The sequence below is a fragment of the uncultured Chloroflexus sp. genome (assembly GCF_937129525.1).
Taxonomy (GTDB): Bacteria; Chloroflexota; Chloroflexia; order Chloroflexales; family Chloroflexaceae; genus Chloroflexus.
The window spans coordinates 20,752-47,296 of record NZ_CAKZNK010000034.1 but is presented as its reverse complement, the minus strand read 5'-3'; the positions used below and the strand labels follow the sequence as shown (position 1 = coordinate 47,296).

The following is a 26,545-nucleotide window of genomic DNA, read 5'->3' as shown; positions in this document are numbered from 1 at the left end:
CGATTGAAATTCAGCAAGTGCCGGCGCCGACCTTTGCTGAACGACCGCGTTCTTTGCTTGTCAGTCAACGAATGCGCGCGCTCGGTCTACGAAATGTTGAAATTGATGAGCTGGGCAATGTTTACGGTTATCGTCCTGGTCACAGCGATCGACCTGCGCTGCTGGTATCGGCCCATCTCGATACCGTCTTCCCCGCCGACACCGATCTCTCTGTTCGCTACGAAGGCGATCGAGTATACGGCCCCGGCATCGGTGACAATAGCGCCGGGGTAGCCGGCCTGTTACGACTGGCCGAAATCTTCCAACAGTTCAATCTCACGACTGACAGTGACATCTGGTTCGTAGCCAATGTCGGCGAAGAGGGGTTAGGCGATCTGCGCGGCATGCGAGCAGTGGTTGAACGGCTCCGTCCACGTCTTGGCGCGGTGGTGGTGATTGAAGGTTGTGATTTTGGCTCGCTCCACCATCAGGCCATCGGGGTGCAACGGTTTCGGATCGAAGCCATCGGCCCAGGCGGTCATTCATGGGGTAATTTTGGCACGCCTAGCGCGATCCACGTCCTGGTGCGACTGGCAGCCCGCCTGACCGAGCTAAACGTGCCATTCTCGCCGCGCACGACATTCAATATCGGCACGATCAGCGGCGGCACTTCGGTTAATACCATTGCCCAACACGCCAGTATGCTGCTCGATTTACGGTCGGTATCGTCAGCCGCGCTTACCGATCTGGTCAACGATGTGTACCGACTGGTCGAGGAAGTTGCGCTCGAGCAGCCTGAGGTGCGGTTACAACTGAGCAAGGTTGGTGATCGACCGTCGGGCGCCATTCCGCGCGAGCACCCACTGGTACAGGCTGCCGTGGCTGCATACCAAGCCGTCGGCGCGCCAATCTCGTTTCAACAGAGCAGCACCGACGCAAATATTCCGCTCAGCCTGGGGATACCGGCAGTATGTGTCGGCCTGACCGATGGCGGGAATGCCCATCGCACTGACGAATACATTTTGCCTGCCAACCTTAGTCGCGGGATGCAGGCACTGCTCCTGCTGACGCTGGCAGCCGGCGCGCTTGAAGACTCATAATGCATAATGCATATCGATGATAAAACACTCGCATCCACGAGTCCAGGACTGTTTGCGCCTGCCGCCTGCGACATTATGAAACAACATCACACACCTATGCATCTAATCCTGTTCCTGCTGCTAATCGTTCTGATCGCCGTTCCGTTGCCGGTTGCCGCCAATACTGCTGCCGGCAAGCCAATACTCTTTCGCGAAACCGGTCACACGCTGGCCTACGCCTTTCGCGAATTCTACGACCGTCAGGGTGGATTACCGATCTTCGGTTATCCGTTGACCGAAGTATTCATCGAAGATGGGCGTCCGGTGCAGTACTTCGAACGTGCCCGTTTCGAATGGCATGCCGAACTAGCGCTGGTGCAGGTTGGACATCTTGGGCGCTGGGCTGCCGCAGCGCATGCCGAACATGCCGCTTTCACACCACTGGCTGCTGCCCCGGCCAATGCCGATTTCTTCCCCGAAACCGGCCACAGCCTGAGCGGCGCCTTCCGTTCGTTCTGGTGGCGCAATGGCGGCCTCCCCACCTTTGGCTTTCCACTCTCCGAACCATTTGAAATGATCGATGAAAACGGCCAGCCCCGCCTGGTGCAATACTTCGAGCGTGCCCGTTTCGAGTGGCACCCACAAAACCCACCACGCTATCAGGTATTGCTTGGTCATCTCGGTCGAGACTGGCTGGCAGCGCATCCGGCCCCACAATGGGCAACACAACCGGTAACCAGCGCGGATGTAGCCTGGGCCGCGCTGCGACCAACGCGCGTGCGCGTGCCCCGCATCGGCGTTGATACTGAAGTAGTCAGCGCCGGGTTTTCATTCGGCGCCTGGGATGTGCCCCGCTACACCGCTGTCCACTACTGGCCGATCAGCGGCTATCCCGGTGTCAACGGGAATATTGTCATTGCCGGCCATGTGGGGTATCGTGGTATCATCTTTAACCAATTACCGGCAATTTCCATCGGTGATGAGGTACTGGTTACCGTCAACGGTAGCGACCGTCGCTACGTGGTACGGGAAGTTTTGACTGTGTTGCCCGATGAGACGTGGGTACTGGCGCCGACCAGTAGCGAAACCCTCACCCTGATCACCTGCGTGCCGATTGGGGTCTACTCGCACCGTCTCATCGTCCGCGCCGCGCCGGTCGCCGATTCATAAGAAAGGGGGAATTATGGAACAACGCCGCCGTGGATCGGGCTGGATCGGCTGGCTGATCTTTTTATTGTTCATCCTGGGGCCATCAATTCTACCGCCGCTGGCGCGCTGGTTAAGCCAGCAAACCGGTTTGCAAATCGGCACTACCGAACTCTTTATCACTCTGATCGTTTTGATGGTCGTCATTTCGATTGGGAGCAGCATCTTCGGCGCGCTTCGGCGCGCCGGTGAGGGGACAGGTATGCCTCGTATGCCAGAGGCGAATGATCCGTTCAGCTCATCATCGCAGCAAGGCGATGTTTTTCGCTTGCCATCATCAACGCCGGAAGAGGTCTTTCGCATTCCACCGCCACCACCGGAACCCCCGCGTCTGCCCACATCGTCAACGCAATTGCCCGGCGCGCCACGTTTTGATCCAATTATCGACCCTCGGATTTTGGCCTTTGGCCTGATTGGTTTGATGTTTATCGGTCTGGTATTTGGGGTATTGTTCTTGCTGATCAATCCGTAACGGCAGCTCATCTGAACTGCTGACCAATATAGGGATATACCGCCTGTCGCAGCGACTCTGAGTGCTTGCGCCCATTGTTTGCCCGTGGGAATGTCAGAAGTACGCCCATGAATCTCTACGATCCTTTTGCTCGTTACTACGATGCTGATTTTCGCCATTTTCACGACGATGTTCCCTTTTACCGTGAATGGGCGCGTCGTACCGGCGATCCCATTCTTGAAGTGATGTGTGGCACCGGACGGGTGTTGTTGCCGCTGGCCAGCGCCGGCTATCGAATCACCGGCGTTGATATATCACCGGCGATGCTGGCCCTGGCCCGTGAACGGCTGAATGCTGAGGGGCTGAGTGATCGGGTCACGCTGATCGAAGCCGATGTACGTGGGATGGTGTTACCCGAGAATCACTTTCCGCTGGCATTTGTGGCAGTCAATTCTTTCATGCATTTAACCACCATCGAGGATCAACTTGCGGCATTAGCGGCCATTCGCCGCACACTGACGCGCAAAGGGACATTGATCATCGACCTCTTCAACCCCGACCCGCTCACCATCAGCCGCGAAGATGGACGGATGCAACTCGAACGCAGCTATGAGCTGGATGGCCGTTACGTGCAAAAATTTGTCGTGATCGAGAGCGACGCCGCCGAGCAGATCAGTCACGTCACGTTCATCTATGACGAAACGGCTGCTGATGGGAGTTTAACCCGGCGCGCGATGCAGTTTACGATGCGCTGGCTCTACCGTTTCGAGCTTGAGCATCTGCTGGCGCGAGCCGGTTTTACCCTGCGCGCCATCTACGGCGATTACGATTTGGAACCATACACTTCGTCCAGTCCACGCCTGATTGCAGTCGCTTCGCCGCGTCGTTAAGCGGTTTCACCGGCAAAGGAGCTTTCAAACATGCTGTCAATTCAAGAGATTATGGCGCTGATCCCGCATCGCTATCCTTTCTTGCTCGTTGATCGAATCGTCGAGTTAGAACCAGGCGTCCGCGCAGTCGGCGAGAAGCTGGTATCGGCGAATGAACCTTACTTTCAAGGTCATTTTCCGGGTAACCCGATCATGCCCGGTGTCTTGATACTCGAAGCGTTAGCCCAAACCGGCGCCGTCGCCGCGCTGAGTCAACCGGAACATGCCGGCAAACTGGCGCTCTTTGCCGGAGTCGATAGCGCGCGCTTCAAGCGAGTCGTGCGTCCCGGTGATACACTTCGACTTGAAGTTCAGCTTGAACGAATGCGACGCGGGATCGGAAAGGGGATGGCGCGCGCCACGGTTGCCGATCAGGTAGCGTGTGAAGCTGAACTGTTGTTTGCGCTGACCGATCCAAAGTAAACGTTGGGGAACCTGCGGCACATTGCTGCCCTGGAGAGGAAGCGGGCAGGCGGGTTTCGCATTGACGTTCGCCAGCATATTGAACATTGACGGTAGGCTGCGCGGATCGTACCAACACTGTCATCAACACCTCCATAGCGCAGTGATGCACTTTCAGCGCGGCGAACAGCGGGGGGTTACCGCATTCTGCATCTCTCGTCTGGACGCTCGCGCAGCGCAAGGCGGCGCTAGACGCTGCTATCGGGGTAAACTGACAGACTGATTGCGCAGCAGTGCGCCGGGAGCGCGAGCTGAAGAGGCGCATCGTTCAAGACGAGATAGTGGCGAATCGCCGGACTGATTGCGCGTGTGGTCTCTCGCTCGACCGAGACCACACCACCGCGATCACCATCTCGAACCGATTTGGACAGATCCGTTGAGAGTCAGGCTCGCAGGTAGGCGGATCTGTCCGAGAAACTGCGCGGCGTTAGCCGCTGCGGAGTGCCACAACTAACACCATCAAAAATCACTGCGAAGGATCGATAAACCCTTCATCAGGCGGCAGATCAGGTTGTTGCGCAGCCGCAACGGCCAGTTCGTGACACCGTTCGTTGTCAGGAATACCGCTATGGCCGGGCACCTTCACAAACTCAACCTGATGGAGGTCGCACAACTGCAACAACTCAGCCCACAGATCGGCGTTCCTGGCGGACTCTGTTGCGGTGCGCATCCAATTTCTGGCCTGCCAGCGCTGCGCCCATCCTTCACGCATTCCGTTGACGACATACGCCGAATCGCTGTGGACGATCACCTTTGACGGATGCTTCAGCGCGCGCAGACCGACAATGCAAGCCATCAGCTCCATCCGATTGTTGGTAGTGAGACAAAACCCGCCGGAAAGCTCTTTGTAGTGGTTCTTGTAGCGCAACACGACACCGTACCCTCCTGGCCCTGGATTACCAAGCGCGCTACCATCGACATACATCACGACCGTCGGAGCCGACGAATCTGCCTGATCATTCTGATCATTCGCCGGCTCGGTTGCCTCCGGCGGCAGCAACGTCACGGCCTGCGCGCGATCAGCCGGCGGCAGCGTTTCCGCCCAGGCACGCGCAGCTTCGACTGACGGAAAAGCTTTGTAAAGCGCATTGGGAAACCCTTTCACCTGCGCTTCAGCGCCATCTTGACCGTACCATTGTCGGTACCATCCCGGCTGACGACCCCGCACAACGAGGTAATACTTCTGTTTTCGGTTCATACCCGGTCTTAATCTAAACAGTGACAGATCGCGCGGCATACTATACCACCTTTAGGAAACGGCAGGGCAAGAAAAGAGCAAGATCTGACCGTAAAACCCTTGACTTTGCCGACAACCTTAGGTATAGTACCAATGTCGATATTAACAACATAGCTTGCCGATCAGGCACGAAGGAGGTGATGCCCATGAGTAGTAAGCGTATGGGTGTCACCGCTGGTAAAGTAGCTTAAGCTTTACCGAACCGGTGACCCCTTCTCCGAAACGTATTCCCCGCCTTCCCGGCGGGGAATATTATTTTGTCGGCGATAACGCTCCTAATGACGCCGGGCATTCGCGTCTGTTATAATGAATAACAACGTAACAATACATCACTCATCAGGTGAGTGAAGCCCCACCAAACGGCACACTCGCGCCTCAACGCATGGTAGTTACCATGCCAGCGCAGAGGAGACAGCCATGAGCCACTCGCAACCGGTCACAGCCCTACGACGCCGGCAGATCAGCGCCGCTGGCGAGCCAACCGCGAAAGAACGCGAATATCTTGAAGTCATCTACTATCTGGCAGCGCGCAACGAGCCGGTCATTGCGGCCCGGCTGGCTCGCTGGATGAAAGTACAACCGCCAACCGTGACCCATGTCGTTTCGCGCCTGCTTGAGAAGGGATTCATCGAGCGTAACGCCCATGGCGAAATCACATTGACACAAACCGGCCTCCAACTGGCCGAGGCAATGGTACGTCGGCACCGAATTCTCGAACGATTTCTCGTTGATGTTATGGGATTGCCGTGGCATCTGATTCACGAAGAGGCAGTGCGCCTGGAACACGCCCTCTCTCCGGTTATGGAAGAGCGGATTATGGCGCTGGTCGGGCAGGCCACAACATGCCCCCACGGTAATCCAATCCCTGGTCAAAATGAGGTCTACGCCGGCAATACCCGGCTCGATACAGCGCAACCCGGTCAGGTCTTCACGATCCGTCGCATTGCCGAAGAGGCCGAAGAAGAGACACCAATTGTCGCATTTTTAGAAGCTAACGGACTGGTGCCAGACGCCGAATTTACGATTACCGATAACATCGCGTCCATTGGCGTCACCTTGCAGCGTCCCGGGTTGTCAATTACCGTGCCGACCCATATTGCCGAATTGATCTGGGGCGACATTGCCAGCTAATCCGGCAGCAGTGTCAATCCTCCCGGAGCACACCTATGGCGCGAATTACAGTCACTATTCACGGCGAACAGCGGACTTTCCCGATCACCGAGCGCGGGATCACCATTGGTCGCCAGCTCGACAACGAGATCGTGTTAAATCATGCCATCGTTTCGCGCAAGCATGCGCGGGTAGAGCTACGCGATCGCCGGGCCTGGGTGATTGACCTCAACAGCCGCAACGGGGTGACGGTCAATCGCCTGCGGGTGAAAGAAGAACAGCTCAATGATGGCGATGTGATCGGGATCGGCCCCTTCGAGCTAATCTACGAAGATCGCGCCGCCCAAAGCGTTGTGCTCGACGATAACCGCTACTTCCCGGTCGCCTCAGAGGCACAGGCAGTCGCCGCGCACGAATTGCAGTTACAGCCGGCAGATTTGCAGGCCTTTTATCAGATTAGCATGCGGGTAAACCAGGCGCTTGATTACCGCGAACTGCTCGATCTGGTGATGGAAGAAGTTATCCGGCTAGTGCCGGCGCAGCGTGGCTTCCTGCTCTTGCGCAAAGGTGATGAACTGGTGCCGCGCGTGATCTTCCCTCCCGGCACCGGCGACGTGGCCATTGCCGGTAGTATTGTCCGCAAAGCAATTGAGCGCGGCGAAGCGATACTGACCCATGATGCCCGCATGGAATTTGCCGGTTCCAAAAGCATTATCGCCGCTAACATTCGCTCGGCCATCTGCGTGCCACTACTGACTCAGGGCGGCGCGATTGGCGTGATTCTGCTCGACTCACCCGGTCGCGAACAGTTTAGTCAGCGTGATCGCGACATCGTGGTCGCAATTGCCAATCTGGCCGCCGTGGCAATTGAACGCGCGCGCCTGACCGAAGAGTTGCGGGTGCAAGGGCAGGTTCGACAAAATCTCGAACGTTTTCTCTCGCCCAATGTGGCGCACGCGCTGGCGCGTTACGTGGCGCAACACGGCAAACTGTGGGAAGCGCAAGAGCAGATCGTCACCGTGCTGTTCGCCGATGTCAAGGGGTTCACCGCCCTTTCGGAACGGCTATCGCCGCGAGAAGTGCAGGATCTCCTCAACGAGTACCTGCACGAAATGACCGAAGTCATTTTCCGTTACAATGGTACAGTTGATAAATATATCGGCGATGGCATCATGGCAGTCTTTGGCGCGCCGCGCCTGCCCGAGGATCCACTCGATGAGCAACACGCTCTGCGCGCCGTGGCAACCGCAGTTGAAATGCAACAAGCCCAGCAGCGGCTGGTCAGCCGACTCGATCCCGATAAAGCGTTTACCATCCGTATCGGCGTCAATACTGGCCCGGCGTATACCGGTTTCTTCGGTACCCGTCATCGGCTGGAATACACCGCTATCGGCGATACGGTCAATACTGCTTCCCGGTTGGAATCGGCTGCCGAACCTGGCACGGTCTTCATCGGTGAAGATACCGCTCGCCTGGTAAGCGAAGATTTTGAACTGCAAGAGATGGGTGAGTTGCAGCTCAAGGGGAAACAGCAACGGGTACGCGCTTATAAGGTGCTCGGCCCACGCATCAAACCCGGTGGCGCGGCAACGATTGTCTACACCGAACCGTGATTGCCCATCGCTCATCACTGAACGGCAGAAAGAAACGCTATGCCTACCGTCGTTGGCATTCGCTTTAAAGATAGTGGCAAAATCTACTACTTCGATCCAGGTGATCTTGAACTTCATACCGGCGATCCGGTCATTGTCGAAACAGTGCGCGGGCTGGAACTGGCCAGGGTAGCCTTTGAACGCCGCGAGGTCAGCGATGATGCTATCGTCGGTGAATTAAAGCCGGTAGTGCGGCGAGCAGAAGCAGACGATCTCGCTCGCATGGCCGAATTGCAACAGTACCACGCCGAGGCGCTTGCTCGATGCGCCGAGAAGGTGCAAGAACACGGCCTGCCGATGAAGCTGGTCAAGGCCGAATATTCCTTTGATGGTTCGCGACTCACCTTCTTTTTCACCGCCGATCAGCGGGTTGATTTTCGTCAACTTGTGCGCGATCTCGCCCGCATGTTCAAAACTCGCATTGAGTTGCGCCAGATCGGGCCGCGCGACGAAGCGAAGATGCTGGGCGGAATTGGGCCATGCGGTCGTATCCTTTGCTGCGCTTCTTTCCTGCCCGATTACGCGCGCGTCTCGATCAAGATGGCGAAAGACCAGGATTTGCCGCTTAACCCGAGCAAAATCAGCGGTGTCTGCGGACGCCTGTTGTGCTGCCTCGCTTACGAACACGAACAGTATCTCGAGATGCGCAGCCTGCTTCCCAAGCGCGGCACCTGGGTGATGACACCGGATGGGCCAGGGGAAGTAGTCGGCCAGCACGTGCTCAAGCAACAAGTGCTGGTGCAACTGGCTAGCAGCGGCATGATCGAAACGTATGATCTGCCCCAAATTACCCTGGCAACCGAGCAGGTAGCCGCAATCGCCCGCGCCCGCGCCGCAGAAGGTATTACGCCGATGCGAGCGAATAAGTCTGACCGCGGTGAACGTCGCATGTTGCGCGATGAGATAGAGGCTTTTGAGTGGAGCGACGATCTGAGTTTGCTGGAAGATGAAGATCAGCCCCCTCCACCACCACCGATGCCGATGTTACCGCCGCCGGTAGAATCAAACCGGGATGCAGAGCAGAGCAGATCGCGCTCGCGCCATCGGGGCGGAAATACCAACAAGAGTCAGCCGGCGCCGGCTACATCGCCACCAAAGCAACAGCGCAAGGCTTCAGCCACTGCTAAACCAGCATCACCGCCGAAACCAGCATCGCCAACAGCAACCAACACCACTGGCGGTAGTAGCGGAAAGCAGCGTCGAAGACGGAAGAACACCGGCAAATAGGCCTGCGCACTTGGTCTGCCTGCGTCGCCACATACCCCACAGCCGCTTTGCAACGGGCGGGCGGCTTTTTGCACATTCAATCCACAACAACGAGGGAAGGGATGGAGATCTTTCAGGTTGACGATCACATCTGGGCAATCGATCACGAGCTACTTGGCTTGCCCGGCGTCGGGGTGACGTATGTCGCGCGGGGTGAAGAGGTTGCATTGATTGAAACTGGCACGGCGCTAACTGCTCCACAGACACTGGCCGGTCTGGAGGCGCTGAACATTCCCCGCGACGCTGTGCGGCACATCCTCTGCACGCATATCCACATGGATCACTGCGGCGGCGCCGGCCATCTTGCGGCGGCACTACCCAGCGCTACGGTGTACATCAACAGCAGCGTCGCCGAACATCTGGCTAACCCAACCAAATTGATGGCCAGCGTGCGCCGGGCAGTGGGCGAAGAGGCCTGGCCGCTGCACGGTGAATTACTGCCCATCCCCGCTGAGCGGATTCGGCCTGCCGAGACTCTGCAGCTCGATCTCGGGCGCGATGTTGTGTTGACGGCCATTGCCACGCCAGGCCACTCGCCTGATCATCTCTCCTACCGCGATCACAAGAGTGGCGGTCTGTTTATCGGCGATGCCGCCGGTCTGGTGATGGAACGGTGGGGATTGATCTTTCCGGTCACGCCGGTGCCAACTTACAATCTGGTCGCGCATCAACAGACCATTGCTATGCTACGTGAGCTAAACCTGCCCCGGATCTTCGTCACTCACTATGGCCCGCATGATGATGTGGATCATCAGCTTGGCTTTGCCGCCGAACGACTGGACGAACTCGTTGACCTGGTTCATCGAGCGCTGGCCGATGGCGATCCCGATGTCGATGCGCTGGCGGCGCGCTGGGTGCCATACCCCGACGATGGCCCAGCAGGAGTCGTGGCGCGGAGCTGGTCGCGGATGAGCGTGGCGGGGATGATCCGGTATGAACTCAAGCGGCGGCAGGCCGCCGAAAATGGCTAAGAATGCGATCAAACGCCTTCTACCATCACGCTACCGGCAGTGTCACATAGAGCCAGCCATCTTCTACACCGCTACCGACTCAGCGGTCAGGCGCCACGACCTTCAGAACTGAAAGCGTCCGGGGGCGAGCCGACAACTCGCCCCCACATTGTTCCCGTCATCACCGGCGCCTGTTTCAACCGAGTAATACCTGCCCACTCGTTCCGATGCCCGATTGGCAGCTCATCATCGGCGCTGAACGATCGCGATGTGCTATACTACCACCAATGCCAATCAGCGCATCGGGATCTGCTATGACCACCGATCTCCTCGCCAATCTCAACCCACAACAGCAGCGCGCCGTAACCACCGTGACCGGGCCGGTACTGGTGCTGGCCGGGCCGGGTAGCGGGAAAACGCGCGTGCTCACGCACCGGATCGCCTATCTCGTCACGAACGCCAACGTCGATCCGCTTCAGATCCTGGCCGTTACCTTCACCAACAAAGCGGCGCGCGAAATGCGCGAACGACTGGTTGGACTCTTGGGCGAATCGGTTGTAGCCGATCTGACCGTTGGCACCTTCCATTCCATCTGTGCCCGCTGGCTACGACGCGAGATCGTGCATCTCGGTCGCGAACGTGATTTCGTCATCTACGATCCCGATGACCAGGAGCGCTTGATGAAGCGGATCCTGCGCGAACTTAACCTCAACGAGAAGCAACATCCACCGCGCGCAATCTTGAGCGCCATCTCGAGCGCGAAAAACGAACTGATCACTCCTCAAGAGTATGCGCAATCTACCCGCAGTTACTTTGATGAAATTGTAGCGCGCTGCTATGCGCGGTATCAGGCCCTTTTGCGCGAGAGCAATGCTCTCGACTTTGACGATCTACTCGGCGAGACGGCGCGACTGTTCCGTGAACACCCTGCTGTCCTTGCCCGTTATCACGAACGTTACCGCTTTCTGCTCATCGATGAGTACCAGGACACCAATCGCGTTCAGTATCTGCTGGTGCGCGCGTTGGCCGAGCGCGAGCGCAATCTATTCGTTGTCGGCGACGAAGCGCAGAGCATTTATGGGTGGCGCGGCGCTGATATTCGCAATATTTTGCAATTCGAGCAGGATTATCCTGATGCCACTGTGATCATGCTCGAACAGAATTACCGCAGCACGCAGGCCATTCTTGACGTAGCCCAGGCGCTGATCAACGCCAGTCTCCAGCGCAAATATGCCAAACGGCTGTGGACAACCAACGGCAAGGGCGAGCAGGTGGTGCTGTACGAAGCAACCAGCGATGAGGAAGAGGCGCAATTTGTCGTTGGCGAGATTGTGCGCCTGATCGCCGAAGGGGTTGCCCGTCCCGGTGACTGCGCCATTATGTATCGCACCAATGCGCAATCGCGTCTGATCGAAGAGGCGCTGGTACAGGCCCACCTTCCCTATCACGTGGTCGGCGGTGTGCGTTTCTACGAACGCAAAGAGATCAAAGACACGCTGGCCTACCTGCGGCTGGCCGCCAACCCGTATGATAGCGTGAGCTTGCAGCGCGTTATCAACTGGCCGGGTCGCGGCATCGGCGAGCGCACCGTCGGCGAGCTGATTGCGTGGGCGCAACAGATGGGCGTGCCCCTCTACCAGGCGTTGAGTGAACTGGCCAGCGCTAGCGTCGATCATCCATTCACAGGCCGCGCCCGCGCTGCGCTGCTCGAGTTTTATGAGTTAATTGCCGATCTGAACCGCTTCCACGAAATAATGGCGCTTGGCGATCTGATCGACTATCTGCTGAACCGGGTTGAGGTACAGGCGACACTCAAACGCGAATATGAAGCCGAAGAGGCTGAGGATCGCTGGCGCAACGTGCAAGAGTTACGCAACGCAGCCCTGGCCTACGCCAATTTACCGGTCGAGAACCAATTGGCCGCGTTTCTGGAAGATATTGCGTTGATCGCCGATGTTGACTCGCTCGACCGCAACCACGATGTAGTAACCTGCATCACACTACATCAGGCGAAAGGGCTGGAATTCCCGCATGTCTTTGTCATCGGTATCGAAGAGGGTCTACTCCCACATAGTCGATCAACCGATAACCGCGATGCGATTGAAGAAGAGCGTCGCCTCCTTTATGTTGGCATGACGCGCGCCCAACGGCGGTTATACCTCTGCCACGCCGCGCAGCGCGCCATGTTTGGTCGGATCGCAACCAGCGCCCGCTCGCGTTTCCTGGCCGACATTCCCCCCACCCTGTTCAAATCACTGCGTCGGCGCGGCTACCGAATCGTATCGGCGCCACAAGCAACCATGTTCAATAATCGCTCCCTCCGACAGTCGGAACTGCGCGTTACCGGCGGACGCCCCGCGCCGCTACCAACCCCGACCAGAGCAAACTTCTTTCCCGGGCAGCGAGTGCGCCACGCCACATTCGGCGAAGGGATTGTCGTGAGCAGCCGCCTGATTGAAGGGGATGAAGAAGTAACGGTGCGCTTTACCGATCGTGAACGACGGTTACTGGCCAGCTTTGCCCGGCTTGAGCCACTCACGGACGGATCAGCTCAGTGATCGGGCGTTGTTGCAATTCGCTCACCAGAAAATCACGCAAGGCGCGCGCCGCCGGGGAAGCAGTGCGATCGCTCCGCCACACCAGACCGAGCGAGCGCGTCAGGCTCTGATCGCGAATGGTCAAAGACGCCACACCGGGAAAATTAGCCACGGCCAGCGCCGGCGCCAGCGCAATCCCCAAACCCGCCGCCACAAAACGCACCAGCGTTTCGGTCTCGCCGCCCTCCAGCGCCGTCTGCGGAGTAAAACCGGCTTCTCGACAGGCTTTGAGCGTGGCTTCGCGCAGCTCATAACTGGCTGGCGACAAAATCCACCGTTCGTTGCGCAGCTCGGTCATCGCCACTTCGCCGCGCCCCGCCAGCGGGTGTGATGGACTGACAATCAACACCAGTGGCTCATTCAACAGTGGCGTTACAGCCAGCGACTCATCGTTCACCGGCAACGCCACCACTGCCAGATCGGTTAATCCAGACTCAAGCAGATCGAGCAGCGAATGGAGACCGGCCTCATGTAAACGGAGGGTAATTCCGGGGTAGCGTTGATGAAAAGCGGCCAACAGTGGCGGCAACAGATGAGCGCCAACCGTCGGCGGCGCGCCAATCGCCACCCGTCCGGCCTTCAACCCGATCCGTTCGGCCATTGCCGAGCGTGCCTCTTCGACCTGGGCCAGAATTGCCCGCGCATACGGCAGCAAGGCCTCACCGGCTTCGGTCAGCCGCAAACTGCGACCGACCCGATCAAACAGCGTAATGCCCAACTCGCGCTCAAGCTGACTGATCTGCTTACTGAGTGCCGGTTGTGCGATGTGCAATTCCGCCGCTGCCCGCGTCACATGGGAATGACGGGCAACCGCCTCAAAGTAACGCAAATGGCGAAGTTCCATAATCTATGCCCTTCTGCTCAGCGCCGAACTCTGCATGGTATGATACCAGACACCAGTATCAAGAGCACACGTTGCATCACGCTGCCGAAGGGTCTATAATCTTAGGCAGCATATGCGCGCGCGACGCGCCAGACACCCAGGAGAATCGATTGTGGCAGGCGAAGAACTTCGACAACGTATCAGCGCAGCTATCCAGGCCTACCGGGAAGAGATCCAGCGCATCCAACGCGAGCTTGGCGAGATTGAGTCGATGTTGCGGCAGAATATGGCCGAAGTTGATCGACTCTCGATGCGTGAAACCGCAATTGCCAACCGCGCCCGCGATCTCGATGTCAATCTTGAGCGATACGAAAAGGCAGATATTCGAACCCTCTACACCACCATGATCGAAGTGCAGATGCGCCTGCAAACGATGCGAGAGCAGGTCAAGCAACTGCAAATGCGGCGGGATGCGTTGCGCGAGCGCCAGACTCTACTAAGCGAATTTGTCGAATTACTCGAGCCGGCAACCCACGAACTCGAGCGCAGCAGTAAAGTGGCCGATCTGCCCTTCGACCCGCAAACAATGATTGCCAACATCATTCAATCGCAAGAGAGCGAGCGGCTGCGCATTTCATTGCAGATGCACGATGGCCCGGCGCAAGCGATGAGCAACCTGGTACTGCGGGCTGAAATTTGCCAGCGCTTGATCGATCGCGATCTTGATCAGGCGCGCGCCGAACTGGTCGCGCTGAAAAATGCGGTCAACAACACGTTGCAAGAGACCCGCAAATTTATCTTCGACCTGCGCCCCATGACCCTCGACGATCTCGGCCTGGTGCCGACACTGCGTCGCTACGTGGCTCAGGTATCTGAGAAACACAAGATAGATGTGAGCCTGATGGTGCAAAACCTTGATCAGCGGCTGCCCAATCACTATGAGGTCACCATCTTCCGCTTCATTCAAGAGGCAATCAACAACGTCGTTCGCCACTCGGGAGCTACGCAAGCCCGCGTAATGCTCGACAACAGCGATAACGCGCTCCAGATTTTGATCGAAGACAACGGCAGTGGCTTCGCCGTGCAAGAGGCTATTGCGAGCGCCGGCGCGCGCAAAAATATGGGAATAGCCAACATGCGCCAGCAGATCGAGGTCTTGCTCCAGGGCGAATTTGGCATTGAGAGCGCAATTGGGCGTGGCACTCGCGTGGCAGCCACCATACCCTTGCCGTAGACTCTCTTTTCATCACAACAGCTATTCCGAAACGAGCAGGGATGGCGGGTAAAACAGCAACTCTTTACCCGCATGGAAACCTTGCTCGTTAACTACTGTCGTTGCAGCGCAGAACGGCCTGCTCGCCGACGCCAATCTACGTAACCCCCTGGAACTCGTTAGATGGCAGCAAGTACAGCGCTCGGCTCAAACACAGAACGTTACGCGATCCCAAAAGCCGATCTGTGCGGTTACGCAAGCTGAAGCGGAGCTGATCGGATGTTGTTCGCCAAACTACGATTTACCGCCAAAACCTGGCAATCATGCCAGCATAGGAAAAAAATCACGGATAACGCGCAGCGCCACTATTCGGGTTGAAACGCTCATTCATCCCTGATCAGAAAAGGAGACAAAAAGGGCGCATGCGACAATATTTCACCGCTGTTTCTGTCATAGAAGCTCTCTGTTTTGCTCATTTGTCTTTGAGTCGAAGTTGTGGTATCATAAAGAGCATTAATACTACTTAATATAGTAGATTTAATAATTGTAACCTTTAATCTGACAATTCATTCATCATTGCGTAGGAAAGTAGTCCCGTTGAAGCGTAGTACTAAACCCGCTCAGTACTGCCACAAAATGGTACTCTCTAGCTATTGGAAATTCATCGATCCAGGTTTATACTGAGAACCGTGGAGAGTTGCTCCACGATATAGTTAAACCGCACTAGTCTTCAGGAGGAACACAATGCTTCGCAGCTTCTTTGCCAAGGAAGAGGGCCAGGGTCTGGTCGAGTACGCGCTCATTCTCGTTTTGATCGCTGTCGTCGTTATCGGCGCTTTGACCCTGCTCGGTGGAAACATCAGAAATCTGTTCAATAACCTCGCCAACACGATCACGATTAGGCCGTAATACTGATCAAGACCGGTTGAGCTAAGTTAATCATCTCATCGCGCCCGGCCAATTGGTCGGGCGCGGTGTTTTTGTGTTTGCTGCGGCTGAGCTGCCGGAGTGCGGTAGAATGCTTTAGTGTGTAGCGCATTGACCGGCGAGGTGCACGGTGGACGAACGACGCAAATGGTGGGCGCTGGCAGCGGTTGGCAGTGGCGTCCTGGTGTCAACTATCGATGGCTCGATTGTGAATATTGCGCTCAATACGCTGACTCAGGCCTTTCAAAGCAACTTGAACGTGGTCGAGTGGGTCGTATTGGGGTATTTGTTGACGCTGGCCTGTACGTTGTTGATCATGGGACGGCTGGGGGATATGTACGGCAAACGCCGCATCTACCTGGCCGGCTTTGCGCTCTTCACCCTTGCGTCCCTGCTCTGCGCTATGGCGCCCTCTATCGCGGCATTGATCGGCTTTCGGGTATTGCAGGGGGTGGGCGCCGCGATGATTCAGGCGGTTGGGCCGGCGCTGCTGGTAACGGCATTTCCCGCTCGCGAACGGGGGATGGCATTAGGCGCGATCGGTTCGTTTGTCGCCGCCGGTATCTTGATCGGGCCGGCGCTCGGCGGAATCTTGTTGCGCTATGTGGGCTGGGAAGCGATCTTTCTGGTTAATCTGCCTATCGGCGCGCTGGGCTGGTGGCTGACTATCCGCTCGCTGGCGCCGGATCACACGCTTCGCCCCGGTCAACGCTTCGATCTGGTCGGAGCCTTGTTGATGGCGACGGCGCTGTTCTGTCTTTTGCTGGGACTGACCGAAGGGCCGTTGTGGGGATGGAATGATCCACGAATACTGGGTCTCTTCGCCGCGGCACTGATCGGTGGCGGCCTGTTTCTGGCCTGGGAGTGGCATACACCGCAGCCGATGCTCAATCTGCGCATGTTTCGGCGCCTGGCCTTCTCACTCAACTTGCTGGCAGCGCTCGTGCTTTTCCTCGGCATCTCGTTTAATCTTCTGCTTACGCCCCTTTTCTTTCAACTGGTCTACCAGTTCGATCTGCAACGCACCGGCTTTATGTTGATGGCCCTGCCGGTGGCACTCTCGCTGACATCACCGGTGAGCGGGCGACTTTCTGACCGTTTCGGCCCGAGGGTTTTGACAATCAGCGGCTTGATAATCACTGCGGGAGCATTGTTTGGGCTGAGTGTCACTACGCCGCTGACACCACCACTACAAATGTTGGGATTTCTTGTATCATTGGGAGTTGGCGTTGGTCTCTTCCAAAGCCCAAACAACAGTACCATCCTGGGCAATGCTCCACCGGAAGCCCTGGGAGTGGCGAGCGGATTGCTGGCAGTTGTGCGTACCATTGGTCAGACCGGCGGCATTGCCCTGGCCGGCGCGATCTGGGCCTCACAGATTTTCGCCCTGAACGGTGGCCCGATTGCGCCGATTACTGCCGCGTCGCCACCCATCCTGGCCGGTGGCTATGAAGTGGCAATGCGGGTGGCGGCGCTCCTGGCAGTGGTTGCCATCTTGCCCTCGCTGGCAGGTGGGCGAGCGTTGCGCCGCCAGCCTGTCGCTGCCGGTCAGGCGGCGCCAGATCAGGCGTAACGCTCTAAAACCGGGCATCGTTGAAGCAACGAATCAGATTGCGCGCGTTAGATCGCCTGCTGGCGCGCTGCGTTTGGAGCAACAAGACAGCATGATACGTGGAGGTTTTCGATGAAACTTCTTGCGTGGCGCTATGCGCGCCCGCTGACGTTGATGATAGCAATTGGCGTCCTGTGGCTCAGTGTGCTCGGCCTGCACGGATGCGCAGCCGCGCCGCTGCTGGGCGCAGTGACGGCCAGCGCCGAACGGTACGATCCGGGCAGTGGCACGCCCCTGGCAATCAGTTACGAGATCGGGCGACCGGCGCTGGTCGATATCTACATTCTCGATGCCGGCGGTCAGCGCTACGACCTGCGTCTGGCGCAACCGCGGGCAGCCGCTTCCGATCCGTATATATTGCGTTTCGACGGTAGCGTGCCAACTGATGATCCGGAAGTTTTGCGTCGATTACTCCCGCCCGGTCAGTATACGCTGGTGGTCGCCGCGCGGGCTATCGAAGGCAACGAGAGCGCTGAACGGCGTCTGCCGCTAACCATTGGCGGGGCCGTAATTGAACCACCGCAAATCGAGAATCTGATAGTCTGGCCGCCGGTCATTTCACCCAATGCCGATGCCATTGACGATGTAGCCGAATTCACCTACCGCCTGCCGGTCAGCGCAACGGTGAATATTGACGTGATTGCGCCAAATGGCGAGGTCATTCCGGTTGTCACCCGCGAAGAAGAAGGCCCCTATGAGCAGCGCCACGTCTGGAACGGGAAGCGACCGAACGGTTCGCTGCTCGATGCCGGAGTGTACACCTATACGGTGCGCGCCGAAGACACGTTCGGCAATGTTGTGCAGCGTCAGGGTCAGATCACGCTGGTCGATACCGGCCAGCCCGAAGCGCGGATCGTCTACTCGATGATCGCGCCACAGCGGGTCATGCTGGGTGAAGTGATTACGGTGACGATTCGGGTGCGCAATACCGGCACTGTGCCGATTCGCACCTATGGCCCGCCGAGCGGGTATGAATACACTACTGATGAAGTCTTTTCATCGGTAGAAAATGGTATCTACGCCGCGCAGGCTGGCGGTTTCTGGCGGGTTGGGATGGATTGGGATGCCAACAGCGGCGGCGGGCCGAAACGTTACCCCTATCGCTGGGCCATTTCACCCCGACCACCGGAAGAGTGGGCGCAACCCTTCGTTGAGGATTTTCTCTATCCTGGTGAAGAGGCCGAAATTATCGGGCGTTTGCGCATTTTGCAGCGCGAAACGCGCATGGGATTCTATGTGGGATTGATCCAGGACGGTGTGGGGTTCTTCCAGGATCGCACCGGACGAACGATCATCGATGTCGGGTTTTGAGGTAGGCGATACAGGCGTGGAACGTATCATCAGCAGGGCAACAAACAACCTCCCCCTTGATGGGGGAGGTTGCAGGGGAACTGAAGCGGATGAAGTTTTACTCTGCCGCCACCTTAAACGCTGCGCTGCCGATTGAGAGCAGATCGCCGCGCTGCAAACGCTGGCGTCCGCTGATGCGCTGTCCATTCAACGCCACCAGAGCGCCGGTATCAAGCGGCGTCACAAACCAGCGTTCAAGTGCCTGGGCAATTTCGGCGTGACGCTCAAGCACTTGCCGATCGTGCAATACGATGTCGCAGTGACGAGCGCTACCGATCACCGCATTGCGCCGATTGACAACGATCTGTTGCCCGGTTCGTGAACCGGACACACCGATCAGCGTTAATTCTCGGCCCATAGGCGCCTCCAATGAACATAACTAGTGCGATGATAATAATGATGATTTTATGATTCTCATCAACATCTCATTTTGTCAAGAGTGACTTTTGGGCTATTGCATTCCGATCGGTATGCAGAGTACGCTGCTTTCGTTAAAGTTATCATGGCAGCGTAGACGTTGTCTGACTCACCAGATGCAGGATTGTGCCGGGTTTCATCGTTGACTCACAGGCGACCTGCCGCCGGCAAAATTCAACAACAGCCTGTTGTCTGGATACCAGAGCATAGTTCTGTGCAAGGTCATGGCGGCGAGGAGCATTAACAATGGCAGAACCGGTAATACAACGAGTGCGCATCTATCTCAATGGCGAGGATTGGGCCGGTAACCAGCCGCTCTACAAGGCAATTCTGGCCGAACTCCGCCAGAGTGGCGCGACTGGCGCAACTGCTCTGCCGGCATTAGCCGGATTTGGCCCACGCCGACAGATGCTGCCCAACGCCGAACGACAGCCTGTGGTGATCGAGTGGATCGATCACGTTGCGCGCATCAAACGGCTCTTACCGATCATCAGCGCAATGGCCGACAGCGCGCTGATCACGGTCGAAGCAGTTGAAGTGGCGCAGGGATTGTTGCGTCCCGGTGGGCCATTTGGCGCTGAGCAACTGGTCTCAGACATTATGCAATCTGAGGCGCCGGCGATCGCTGCCGATGCGCCGCTAGCCGATGCGCTGACGCACCTTGTTGCGCCAAACGTTGACCTGCTGCCGGTGCTGGTTGATGAGACTGTGATCGGGATCATTTCGGCTCGTGAGCTGGCCTGGCGCGCAGGATTGCGCCTGCCGCCAGAGGTGATCGGCGTGCTGACACCTGCAGAACTGGCGGCGGTGAGCAATTTGCTGCGGGGACGGAGCGCAGGTGACATTGCCAACCGCGAGGTGCGCGGCGTAGCGCCGACGACCCCGATCCCACAGGCGCTGACGATGATGATTGAGTGGGGCTATGGGAGCGTGCCGGTGATTGATGGACAGGGACGATTAACCGGCATTCTCGGCCAGCAAGAAGTTCTGCAAGCCGTAGCTCGCCAACCAGAACCGGACAATATAACCGATACCGGCGTGCAGGTGCGAATGATCATGCAGGCAGCCGTCTCACGGATTGCGCTTGATCAGTCACTGGCATCGGCACTGGCGCTTTTGATTACTGCGCCCGGCCATCTACTCTTTGTGGTTGATGGCGAAGAGAAGCTGGTTGGAATGCTGCGGCTGGCAACCATCGTATCGCAACTGCAGGGCAATGAACGTAACGTCCTCCTGGCGGCGCTCCAACGCGCGCAGCCAACACCAGCCACAGCGTTGCCCGGAGCGCGCCGCTCGATCGATACGCTCCTTGAGCCGCCACCGCCACCCGTTTCACTTGACGCATCGCTCATTATGGCAACACGCCAATTGCTGAACCTCAATGCCGAACGACTGCCAGTGGTTGACTCGGATGGCCGATTGTCAGGTATAATCGCGCGTAGCGCCCTCATCCGGGCACTACTACAACAAAGCTCATAACAGGATTGGTGGATTATGGCTGATCGTGTCTTGATAACTGGCGGCGCTGGATTTCTCGGCATCAATCTGGCGCGTTATCTGTTAGCGCGCGGCTACATCGTGCGCTCGCTTGATATTGCCCCCTTCGATTATCCCGAACGGAGTCAGATCGAAGAGCATACCGGTGATATTCGTGATCGAGCGGCGGTTGATCAGGCCATGAAAGACGTGAAATTCGTGGTGCATACCGCCGCAGCACTCCCCCTCTATTCGCCGGCTGACATCTTCTCGACCGACATTGACGGAACGCGCAACGTTCTCGAATCGGCGCGCGATCATGGCGTCGAGCGAGTGGTGCATATCTCTTCGACGGCGGTGTATGGCATTCCCGATCATCACCCTTTGCTCGAAACCGACCCGCTGAGCGGTGTCGGCCCCTACGGCGAAGCGAAGGTCAAAGCAGAAGAGATTTGCCTCGAATTCCGCAAGGCCGGCATGTGTGTGCCGATCTTGCGGCCTAAGTCGTTTGTCGGCCCTGAACGACTGGGTATCTTTGCCATGCTGTATGACTGGGCAATGGAGGGGCACAACTTCCCGCTGCCTGGCAACGGCAAAAACCGCTACCAGTTGCTTGATGTCGAAGACCTTTGCGAGGCAATTGTCCGCTGTCTGACCCTCGACCGCGATCGAGTTAACGACACCTTTAACATCGGCGCCAAAGAGTTCACAACCATCAAAGAAGACTTTCAGGCGGTGCTTGACGCAGCCGGGCACGGCAAGAAGATCATTACCTTCCCGGCAGCGCCGATGGTGTGGGCACTGGCTATCCTGGAAAAGCTGAAGTTATCGCCGGTCTACAAGTGGGCATACGGCACGGTCACAGAAGACTCATTTGTATCGGTAGAAAAGGCGGAGCGCGTATTGGGCTTCACGCCAAAATACTCCAACAAGGCAGCGCTGGTGCGCAACTATCAGTGGTATGTTGCCAACGCCAAAAAGTTTGGCGAGCAGACCGGCGTTTCGCATCGAGTGCCGTGGAGTCAGGGTATCTTGCGACTGGCGAAGCTGTTCTTTTAAGCGAGAGTGTTGCTCTCGTCAATGCATCAGACAGACGCTACAGGTTCTGTTCAAGCGTATCATCAGGCGGGCAGGTCATAAACCTGCCCGCCCGTGTTATCTGGCCAGGTCGCCATCAATATCTGGTCGGTAGCGTCTTCCCCTGCTGGTGATTGGTCACGCCACTGCCATTCATAGCCAGCGCAATACCGTCTTGCAAGGTAGCGCGGGTTTCAAAGATGCTCAAATTGGCGCCAAGCGCCACCAGCGTTTGCGCCACTTCCGGGCTAATGCCGGTCAATACAACCCGGGCGCCGAGCAGGCGCACTGCTCGCGCCGCGCGGATCAACGCATCGGCGACAAAGGTATCGACTGTCGCCACACCGGTGATGTCGATAATCACCATCTCAGCGCCACGACCGGCAACCCCTTCGAGCAAGGTTTCAATAATCAAACCGGCTCGTCGCTGATCGATGGTGCCAATCAGGGGCAACGCAACAGCCTGATCGGTGATCGGCACCAGCGGCGTGCTCAACTCGCGCAAAGCACGCTCTTGGGCAGCAATGATCTCTTCTTGCATCTGCAACCGATCAAATTCGAGCGCCTTGATCTCGCTGACATTCTGCATCATGCCGATCATGCGCGCCGCTTTCCCATCAGGGCCGACCAGAAAATAGCCTCGATCAAGAATCCAGATATACGAGCCGTTCTTATGCAAGAAGCGGTATTCGATGTCATACTCGCTCAGTTGCGCTTCGGCCTGACCGAGCGCGGCTAACGCTCGCTCGCGATCATCGGGATGGATCAACGACTCCCACTGCGCAATCCCGCCCTCAAGCTCGCGCAGCGCGCGACCACACACCGATTCGGTTTCGCCGCTCCACGTGATCGCGCCAGTCGCGACATCATAGTCATAGATCATCAAGCGTAAAGCGCGCACGAGCATCGCGTAACGCTGGCGCAGATCGTTGAGTTCCTGGAGCAGTTCTTTAGGATTAGAAGACATGTATGCCTCACTGGTGCTTCAGCCCATCTGACGGCATGGTCACGAAAGCGACATGGCACATATTATTGTAGTAAGGCCAGGGCAGCTCGTCAAACCTTCCAGCCGTTCCCTTAACGATGAAACTACGCTTTCCCATACACCGGGATCGCAGCGCCGCTGATGATCCGCGCATGCGGGCCAACAAGAAAGTGGATCACAGCAGCGATTTCACCCGGCTTAACCCAGCGCTCATAGTCGGCGTTCGGCATTGCCGCCCGATTCGCCGGCGTATCGATCACGCTGGGCAGCACTGCGTTGACGGTAATATCACGCGGACGCAATTCGGCTGCCAGCGCCTCGGTAAGCTGGAGCACAGCGCGCTTGGCCACAGCGTAGGCAGCCAGGTTTGCGCCGGATTGGGTAGCAGTGCGACTGCTGACATTGACAATCGCGCCGCCACCGCGGGCAATCATATGGGGAATGGCGGCAGCGCACGAGATAACTGCCGTTTTGAGATTAATGTCGAGTTGATCCTGCCAGAGTGGCCACGATGTTTGATGTACCGGTTCGCCGCCGGCAAACCCCCCAGCCGCGTTGATCAGAATATCGATACCACCCTGATCGGTGGCAATAGAGTCATAAGCTGTTCTGGTCGCCGTCTCATCGGTCAAATCAACGCGTACACCGACAACATTGGGGTAGCTGGCGCGCAGAGCATCAAATGCCGCTGCCGAGATATATGGCGTCACGACGGTAGCGCCGGCGGCGAGCAACCGTTCAACAACAGCGGCCCCTAACCCACCGGTACCGCCGGTAATGATGGCAACTTTGCCGACCAGATCCATGCAACCTCCTCGCGCTGATACAAACGACTCTGGCGCGCGGTGACGCCAGAGTCGCCTTTATGCTCAGACAAACGGAGAGATTCCCCTTGCAGGCAACCCCATCGTTACCCGATTCGGTGCAACCTACTGCATAAGCAGGTCAAAGTGCGGTCGCCCATCATCGCCGCCAAGCCGGCGGATACCGCGCTGAATGGCGCGCACCGCGCCCTCACCGAGCCAAAAGGTCAGCACTGAGCCGACGATCAGGCCCAACGCGCTACCCAATGCCGCGCCACTGGCGAACAGGACAAACCGCTTGCGCCGCGACGCCGCTTTGCGTCGCGAAATCTCCTTGCCCATAATACTCCTCACTGTACGACTACCACCGGCATTGCCTTGCTCCAGAGACGTTCAAGCCGGTAATATTCACGCTGGCTCTGGCTGAAGATATGGACGACAATATCGCGATAGTCGAGCACAACCCAGCCGGTGTCGGCGCTGCCTTCGATCCGTGGGTTTAATCCGTGTTCAGTTGTCATCTTCTCGTCGATATGATCGATGATCGCGCGCATTTGCCGATCATTGTCAGCGGTGCAGATGATAAAGTAGTCGGCAATAGTGGTCTGCGGGCGAATATCAAGCAGGATAATATCATGAGCCTGCTTGTCTTCGACCAGCTCGACGATGCGACGGGCAATCATTCCGGTCTCGATAGCCATCTCCTCCTGTCTGATAGTATGATCTTTACTACTTTGATCCTATCATATTTGACGCACATTGTAAAACATCATGAGCGTCTTTGATCGAGAAATTTTAGTCAGGTGAGGCAAGAGCGTGACAAACAGAGGAGGAATGGCATGGAGTCGGTTCTCGAGATTGGCCAGGTCCGGATCGAATTGATCGAAGGCGATATTGTTACGCAAGCGGTAGACGCAATTGTCAATGCGGCTAACGAGGAATTGCGGCAGGGTGGCGGCGTTTGCGGCGCTATCTTCCGCGCCGCCGGCGCTGCCGAGTTACAACGCGCGTGTGATGCGGTCGCGCCGTGCCCTACCGGCGAGGCGCGGATTACCCCGGGGTTTGCGCTGCCAGCCCGGTATGTGATCCATGCGGTTGGGCCGATCTTCGATCGCTATCCACCAGAAGAGGCCGACCGACTTCTGGCGAGCGCATACCGTTCCAGCCTGAACCTGGCCCGGCAATTCGGTCTGCAAAGCATCGCCTTTCCTAGCATTGCTACCGGCATCTACGGGTTCCCGGTTGAGCGAGCAGCGCCATTGGTGTTGCAGACCCTGATCGACGATTTGCGCCAGCATCAGTCGCCGACATTGGCGCGCATAGTGCTGTGGCGCGACACCTTTCCGGTCTATCAAAGGGCGCTTGAGCGTATGCGCGCATAACTGTCGGTTCCTTATGCAAGCTCCAGATTGACTGCAACAATCCAGGGTGGCTTTCGTCATATCGCCAGAGCATGCAGGCGCGGCTGACGCGCCCCGGATGGAAGGAGCTTACGATGCAGACTCGATTAACACGCAGCAGCACCGACAAGATGATCGGCGGCGTCTGCGGTGGATTGGCACGATACTTTGCCGTTGATCCGGTGATCGTTCGCCTGATCTTTGTGCTGATCTTTTTCATCAATGGCATCAGCCTGCCGATCTATCTGGTTCTCTGGCTGATTATGCCGAAAGACACCCCGACAACACCATTCACTTCTGCGGCACCCGGCGCAACGCCGGTGAACCAGGAAGTCTTCGTTGGCCAACAGCAGAGCAGCGGACAGGCCCGGGTAGGTTATGCGCCCGATCCATCATTCCGTTTCGATCCCCTGACCGGACAGCCGATCGGCGGGCCAGCCGTTGGCGAGACAGTTCAACTTACTCCTGCGCCACGCCGTCGCAATTGGAGTCTTCTGGGACTGATCCTGATCGGGGTCGGAGGTCTCATTCTCCTTGAGCAGTTGGGGGTCAACCTCTCTTTGCTCTTCCCGATTGTGATGATTGTAGTGGGATTGCTGCTCTTGCGACGCGCGCGGTAGCGAACGGGTCAGAAGCGACGTTGCGTGACAACGTCGCTTCTCAACTTTGCGCGCAACTGTCACATTCCACCGGCCAGTGCCGCAATCACAATCGCAATGATGGCGCCGCCGACCGAGCTGATCAGATTGACCAGATCGTTATCCATCCAGCGCCAGCCGCGTAGAAAGCGATTTGGCGTGCCATCGCGAGCCACGCGACGCTCAGTCTCGCGCCCGTCGGGGTAGACATAGATTGCCTGCACAGTTGCGCCGAGGAGACTGTCAAACAGCGCACCGCCGAGACCCCCAAGAAGGCCGGCTGGAATCATCCACCAGGGCCAGATAGTTCCTGGCGCGGCGAGCGTGGTGAACAGAAACATCGCAATCCCGATCAGCAGACCGCCAGCCGCTGCCGCTGAAGTGCCGAGCGCAGTTACACCACCAGAGGTGCCCGGCGGGACAGGCCGGCGCGTTGTGATCAGCCGTGGCTGATGCGGACTCAATACTCCCAATTCTGTTGCCCAGGTATCGGCATTTACGGTTGCCATCAAGCCGACAAAGGCCGCAAGCAGCCACCAGGGTTGGCCACTCAATGCATACGCCACCGCGCAGAGTGCGCCAAGGCCACCATTGGCGATCGTTTGAAAAAAGTCGCGCCGACCGCCTTTGGAAAACTTTTCGGCTGCGCGCCGCTCCTTAATCGACTCTTTGTAGTGAGAGAGAATGCTACTCGTAACAAAGAAGACGATAAGCGTCAATCCCCAAGGCCAACCGCCGAACCCAAAAGTGAGAGTGCCAACGACAATTGCGCCCAGCCATCCGCTTTCGCTTAGCGAGCGACGGGCAAACGCAACGCCGCCGATCACAACGCTCAGCATGAAACCCAGACCGATCTGCATGAGGTCAACCATTGTCTTCCCCCGACTCTACGCCGGAGCGGCAAAA

At 57.5% G+C, this 26,545-nt stretch carries 26 protein-coding genes; 18 read left to right on the top strand and 8 right to left on the bottom strand.

Annotation, left to right across the window (positions count from 1 at the left end; all coding sequences use genetic code 11):
* The 5 genes from Q0650_RS03360 to fabZ form a co-directional block, all read left to right on the top strand.
* Positions 1–1,079: M20/M25/M40 family metallo-hydrolase (locus tag Q0650_RS03360; RefSeq protein ID WP_298815916.1), on the top strand; the 1,079-nt coding region annotated here is incomplete at its 5' end.
* Positions 1,080–1,175: 96 nt separating this feature from the next.
* Positions 1,176–2,228 (top strand): sortase, encoded by a 1,053-nt coding sequence (locus tag Q0650_RS03355; RefSeq protein WP_298815914.1) that lies wholly within the window; start codon positions 1,176–1,178, stop codon positions 2,226–2,228.
* A gap of 13 nt (positions 2,229–2,241) precedes the next feature.
* The gene (locus Q0650_RS03350) at positions 2,242–2,736 is read left to right on the top strand and encodes a hypothetical protein (RefSeq protein ID WP_298815912.1); all 495 of its coding nucleotides are present in this window, start codon (positions 2,242–2,244) and stop codon (positions 2,734–2,736) included.
* A 107-nt stretch (positions 2,737–2,843) separates the two neighbouring features.
* The gene (locus Q0650_RS03345) at positions 2,844–3,605 is read left to right on the top strand and encodes a class I SAM-dependent methyltransferase (RefSeq protein WP_298815910.1); all 762 of its coding nucleotides are present in this window, start codon (positions 2,844–2,846) and stop codon (positions 3,603–3,605) included.
* A gap of 30 nt (positions 3,606–3,635) precedes the next feature.
* The gene (fabZ, locus tag Q0650_RS03340; RefSeq protein ID WP_298815907.1) at positions 3,636–4,067 is read left to right on the top strand and encodes a 3-hydroxyacyl-ACP dehydratase FabZ; all 432 of its coding nucleotides are present in this window, start codon (positions 3,636–3,638) and stop codon (positions 4,065–4,067) included.
* Positions 4,068–4,572: 505 nt separating this feature from the next.
* Here fabZ and rnhA read toward each other — a convergent pair.
* Complete coding sequence (gene rnhA / locus Q0650_RS03335; protein ID WP_298815905.1) at positions 4,573–5,304, bottom strand: ribonuclease HI; 732 nt, start codon at positions 5,302–5,304, stop codon at positions 4,573–4,575.
* Between the two features lie 456 nt (positions 5,305–5,760).
* On the opposite strand from rnhA, the gene Q0650_RS03330 reads away from it, so the two are divergent.
* The 5 genes from Q0650_RS03330 to Q0650_RS03310 all read left to right on the top strand — a co-directional run bounded on the left by Q0650_RS03330 (position 5,761) and on the right by Q0650_RS03310 (position 12,879).
* A complete protein-coding gene (locus tag Q0650_RS03330) occupies positions 5,761–6,474 on the top strand; it encodes a metal-dependent transcriptional regulator (protein ID WP_298815903.1) in 714 nt (237 codons plus the stop codon).
* Between the two features lie 35 nt (positions 6,475–6,509).
* Positions 6,510–8,066 carry an adenylate/guanylate cyclase domain-containing protein gene (locus tag Q0650_RS03325; RefSeq protein ID WP_298815902.1) on the top strand — a complete coding sequence of 519 codons (1,557 nt, stop codon included), beginning with the start codon at positions 6,510–6,512 and terminating at the stop codon, positions 8,064–8,066.
* Positions 8,067–8,105: 39 nt separating this feature from the next.
* Positions 8,106–9,332, top strand: coding sequence for a stage 0 sporulation family protein (locus Q0650_RS03320; protein WP_298815900.1), 1,227 nt, complete (start codon positions 8,106–8,108; stop codon positions 9,330–9,332).
* A gap of 101 nt (positions 9,333–9,433) precedes the next feature.
* Entirely contained in the window at positions 9,434–10,342 is a 909-nt protein-coding gene (locus Q0650_RS03315) for an MBL fold metallo-hydrolase (RefSeq protein WP_298815898.1), read from the top strand.
* Between the two features lie 293 nt (positions 10,343–10,635).
* Complete coding sequence (locus Q0650_RS03310) at positions 10,636–12,879, top strand: ATP-dependent helicase (RefSeq protein WP_298815896.1); 2,244 nt, start codon at positions 10,636–10,638, stop codon at positions 12,877–12,879.
* Here Q0650_RS03310 and Q0650_RS03305 read toward each other — a convergent pair.
* On the bottom strand, positions 12,857–13,762 hold the full coding sequence (locus Q0650_RS03305; RefSeq protein WP_298815894.1) for a LysR family transcriptional regulator: 906 nt from the start codon (positions 13,760–13,762) through the stop codon (positions 12,857–12,859). The two genes, Q0650_RS03310 and Q0650_RS03305, sit on opposite strands and share 23 nt — an antisense overlap.
* A gap of 151 nt (positions 13,763–13,913) precedes the next feature.
* On the opposite strand from Q0650_RS03305, the gene Q0650_RS03300 reads away from it, so the two are divergent.
* The 4 genes from Q0650_RS03300 (at position 13,914) to Q0650_RS03285 (ending at position 18,804) form a co-directional block, all read left to right on the top strand.
* Positions 13,914–14,975 carry a sensor histidine kinase gene (locus Q0650_RS03300; RefSeq protein ID WP_298815892.1) on the top strand — a complete coding sequence of 354 codons (1,062 nt, stop codon included), beginning with the start codon at positions 13,914–13,916 and terminating at the stop codon, positions 14,973–14,975.
* A 723-nt stretch (positions 14,976–15,698) separates the two neighbouring features.
* Complete coding sequence (locus Q0650_RS03295) at positions 15,699–15,863, top strand: Flp family type IVb pilin (protein WP_298815890.1); 165 nt, start codon at positions 15,699–15,701, stop codon at positions 15,861–15,863.
* Positions 15,864–16,011: 148 nt separating this feature from the next.
* Positions 16,012–17,454: an MFS transporter gene (locus tag Q0650_RS03290; RefSeq protein ID WP_298815888.1), complete on the top strand. Its 1,443-nt coding sequence runs from the start codon at positions 16,012–16,014 to the stop codon at positions 17,452–17,454.
* 111 nt (positions 17,455–17,565) lie between these two features.
* Positions 17,566–18,804, top strand: a complete 1,239-nt coding sequence (locus tag Q0650_RS03285; protein WP_298815886.1) for a hypothetical protein — start codon at positions 17,566–17,568, stop codon at positions 18,802–18,804.
* A 97-nt stretch (positions 18,805–18,901) separates the two neighbouring features.
* Here the strand turns inward: Q0650_RS03285 and Q0650_RS03280 are convergent, their stop codons facing one another.
* Positions 18,902–19,201 (bottom strand): FHA domain-containing protein, encoded by a 300-nt coding sequence (locus tag Q0650_RS03280; RefSeq protein ID WP_298815884.1) that lies wholly within the window; start codon positions 19,199–19,201, stop codon positions 18,902–18,904.
* Between the two features lie 305 nt (positions 19,202–19,506).
* Between Q0650_RS03280 and Q0650_RS03275 the strand changes: the two genes are divergently transcribed.
* Both Q0650_RS03275 and Q0650_RS03270 read left to right on the top strand, forming a co-directional pair.
* Positions 19,507–20,739, top strand: coding sequence for a DUF190 domain-containing protein (locus tag Q0650_RS03275; RefSeq protein WP_298815882.1), 1,233 nt, complete (start codon positions 19,507–19,509; stop codon positions 20,737–20,739).
* 15 nt (positions 20,740–20,754) lie between these two features.
* Positions 20,755–21,795, top strand: coding sequence for an NAD(P)-dependent oxidoreductase (locus Q0650_RS03270; protein WP_298815880.1), 1,041 nt, complete (start codon positions 20,755–20,757; stop codon positions 21,793–21,795).
* Positions 21,796–21,910: 115 nt separating this feature from the next.
* On the opposite strand, the gene Q0650_RS03265 is transcribed toward Q0650_RS03270, so the two are convergent.
* The 4 genes from Q0650_RS03265 to rsfS form a co-directional block, all read right to left on the bottom strand.
* Positions 21,911–22,780: a PAS domain-containing protein gene (locus Q0650_RS03265; RefSeq protein WP_298815878.1), complete on the bottom strand. Its 870-nt coding sequence runs from the start codon at positions 22,778–22,780 to the stop codon at positions 21,911–21,913.
* Between the two features lie 122 nt (positions 22,781–22,902).
* Positions 22,903–23,604: an SDR family NAD(P)-dependent oxidoreductase gene (locus Q0650_RS03260; protein WP_298815876.1), complete on the bottom strand. Its 702-nt coding sequence runs from the start codon at positions 23,602–23,604 to the stop codon at positions 22,903–22,905.
* A 123-nt stretch (positions 23,605–23,727) separates the two neighbouring features.
* Positions 23,728–23,943 carry a hypothetical protein gene (locus tag Q0650_RS03255; protein ID WP_298815874.1) on the bottom strand — a complete coding sequence of 72 codons (216 nt, stop codon included), beginning with the start codon at positions 23,941–23,943 and terminating at the stop codon, positions 23,728–23,730.
* Between the two features lie 8 nt (positions 23,944–23,951).
* Positions 23,952–24,302, bottom strand: a complete 351-nt coding sequence (rsfS, locus tag Q0650_RS03250; protein ID WP_298815872.1) for a ribosome silencing factor — start codon at positions 24,300–24,302, stop codon at positions 23,952–23,954.
* A gap of 138 nt (positions 24,303–24,440) precedes the next feature.
* On the opposite strand from rsfS, the gene Q0650_RS03245 reads away from it, so the two are divergent.
* Both Q0650_RS03245 and Q0650_RS03240 read left to right on the top strand, forming a co-directional pair.
* Positions 24,441–24,983, top strand: coding sequence for a macro domain-containing protein (locus Q0650_RS03245; RefSeq protein WP_298815870.1), 543 nt, complete (start codon positions 24,441–24,443; stop codon positions 24,981–24,983).
* 113 nt (positions 24,984–25,096) lie between these two features.
* Entirely contained in the window at positions 25,097–25,621 is a 525-nt protein-coding gene (locus tag Q0650_RS03240) for a PspC domain-containing protein (RefSeq protein WP_298815868.1), read from the top strand.
* Between the two features lie 59 nt (positions 25,622–25,680).
* On the opposite strand, the gene Q0650_RS03235 is transcribed toward Q0650_RS03240, so the two are convergent.
* Positions 25,681–26,511, bottom strand: coding sequence for a DUF92 domain-containing protein (locus Q0650_RS03235; RefSeq protein ID WP_298815866.1), 831 nt, complete (start codon positions 26,509–26,511; stop codon positions 25,681–25,683).
* Between the last annotated feature and the right edge of the window lie 34 nt (positions 26,512–26,545).

Coding starts and splice junctions, on each gene's coding strand:
- Q0650_RS03235 (WP_298815866.1), bottom strand. CDS start 26,511: ATGGTTGACCTCATGCAGATCGGTCTGGGTTTCATGCTGAGCGTTGTG.
- Q0650_RS03265 (WP_298815878.1), bottom strand. CDS start 22,780: ATGTCTTCTAATCCTAAAGAACTGCTCCAGGAACTCAACGATCTGCGC.
- Q0650_RS03325 (WP_298815902.1), top strand. CDS start 6,510: ATGGCGCGAATTACAGTCACTATTCACGGCGAACAGCGGACTTTCCCG.
- Q0650_RS03240 (WP_298815868.1), top strand. CDS start 25,097: ATGCAGACTCGATTAACACGCAGCAGCACCGACAAGATGATCGGCGGC.
- Q0650_RS03330 (WP_298815903.1), top strand. CDS start 5,761: ATGAGCCACTCGCAACCGGTCACAGCCCTACGACGCCGGCAGATCAGC.
- Q0650_RS03345 (WP_298815910.1), top strand. CDS start 2,844: ATGAATCTCTACGATCCTTTTGCTCGTTACTACGATGCTGATTTTCGC.
- fabZ (WP_298815907.1), top strand. CDS start 3,636: ATGCTGTCAATTCAAGAGATTATGGCGCTGATCCCGCATCGCTATCCT.
- Q0650_RS03280 (WP_298815884.1), bottom strand. CDS start 19,201: ATGGGCCGAGAATTAACGCTGATCGGTGTGTCCGGTTCACGAACCGGG.
- Q0650_RS03285 (WP_298815886.1), top strand. CDS start 17,566: ATGAAACTTCTTGCGTGGCGCTATGCGCGCCCGCTGACGTTGATGATA.
- Q0650_RS03270 (WP_298815880.1), top strand. CDS start 20,755: ATGGCTGATCGTGTCTTGATAACTGGCGGCGCTGGATTTCTCGGCATC.
- Q0650_RS03255 (WP_298815874.1), bottom strand. CDS start 23,943: ATGGGCAAGGAGATTTCGCGACGCAAAGCGGCGTCGCGGCGCAAGCGG.
- Q0650_RS03245 (WP_298815870.1), top strand. CDS start 24,441: ATGGAGTCGGTTCTCGAGATTGGCCAGGTCCGGATCGAATTGATCGAA.
- rnhA (WP_298815905.1), bottom strand. CDS start 5,304: ATGAACCGAAAACAGAAGTATTACCTCGTTGTGCGGGGTCGTCAGCCG.
- Q0650_RS03310 (WP_298815896.1), top strand. CDS start 10,636: ATGACCACCGATCTCCTCGCCAATCTCAACCCACAACAGCAGCGCGCC.
- Q0650_RS03305 (WP_298815894.1), bottom strand. CDS start 13,762: ATGGAACTTCGCCATTTGCGTTACTTTGAGGCGGTTGCCCGTCATTCC.
- Q0650_RS03295 (WP_298815890.1), top strand. CDS start 15,699: ATGCTTCGCAGCTTCTTTGCCAAGGAAGAGGGCCAGGGTCTGGTCGAG.
- rsfS (WP_298815872.1), bottom strand. CDS start 24,302: ATGGCTATCGAGACCGGAATGATTGCCCGTCGCATCGTCGAGCTGGTC.
- Q0650_RS03355 (WP_298815914.1), top strand. CDS start 1,176: ATGCATCTAATCCTGTTCCTGCTGCTAATCGTTCTGATCGCCGTTCCG.
- Q0650_RS03350 (WP_298815912.1), top strand. CDS start 2,242: ATGGAACAACGCCGCCGTGGATCGGGCTGGATCGGCTGGCTGATCTTT.
- Q0650_RS03315 (WP_298815898.1), top strand. CDS start 9,434: ATGGAGATCTTTCAGGTTGACGATCACATCTGGGCAATCGATCACGAG.
- Q0650_RS03275 (WP_298815882.1), top strand. CDS start 19,507: ATGGCAGAACCGGTAATACAACGAGTGCGCATCTATCTCAATGGCGAG.
- Q0650_RS03260 (WP_298815876.1), bottom strand. CDS start 23,604: ATGGATCTGGTCGGCAAAGTTGCCATCATTACCGGCGGTACCGGTGGG.
- Q0650_RS03320 (WP_298815900.1), top strand. CDS start 8,106: ATGCCTACCGTCGTTGGCATTCGCTTTAAAGATAGTGGCAAAATCTAC.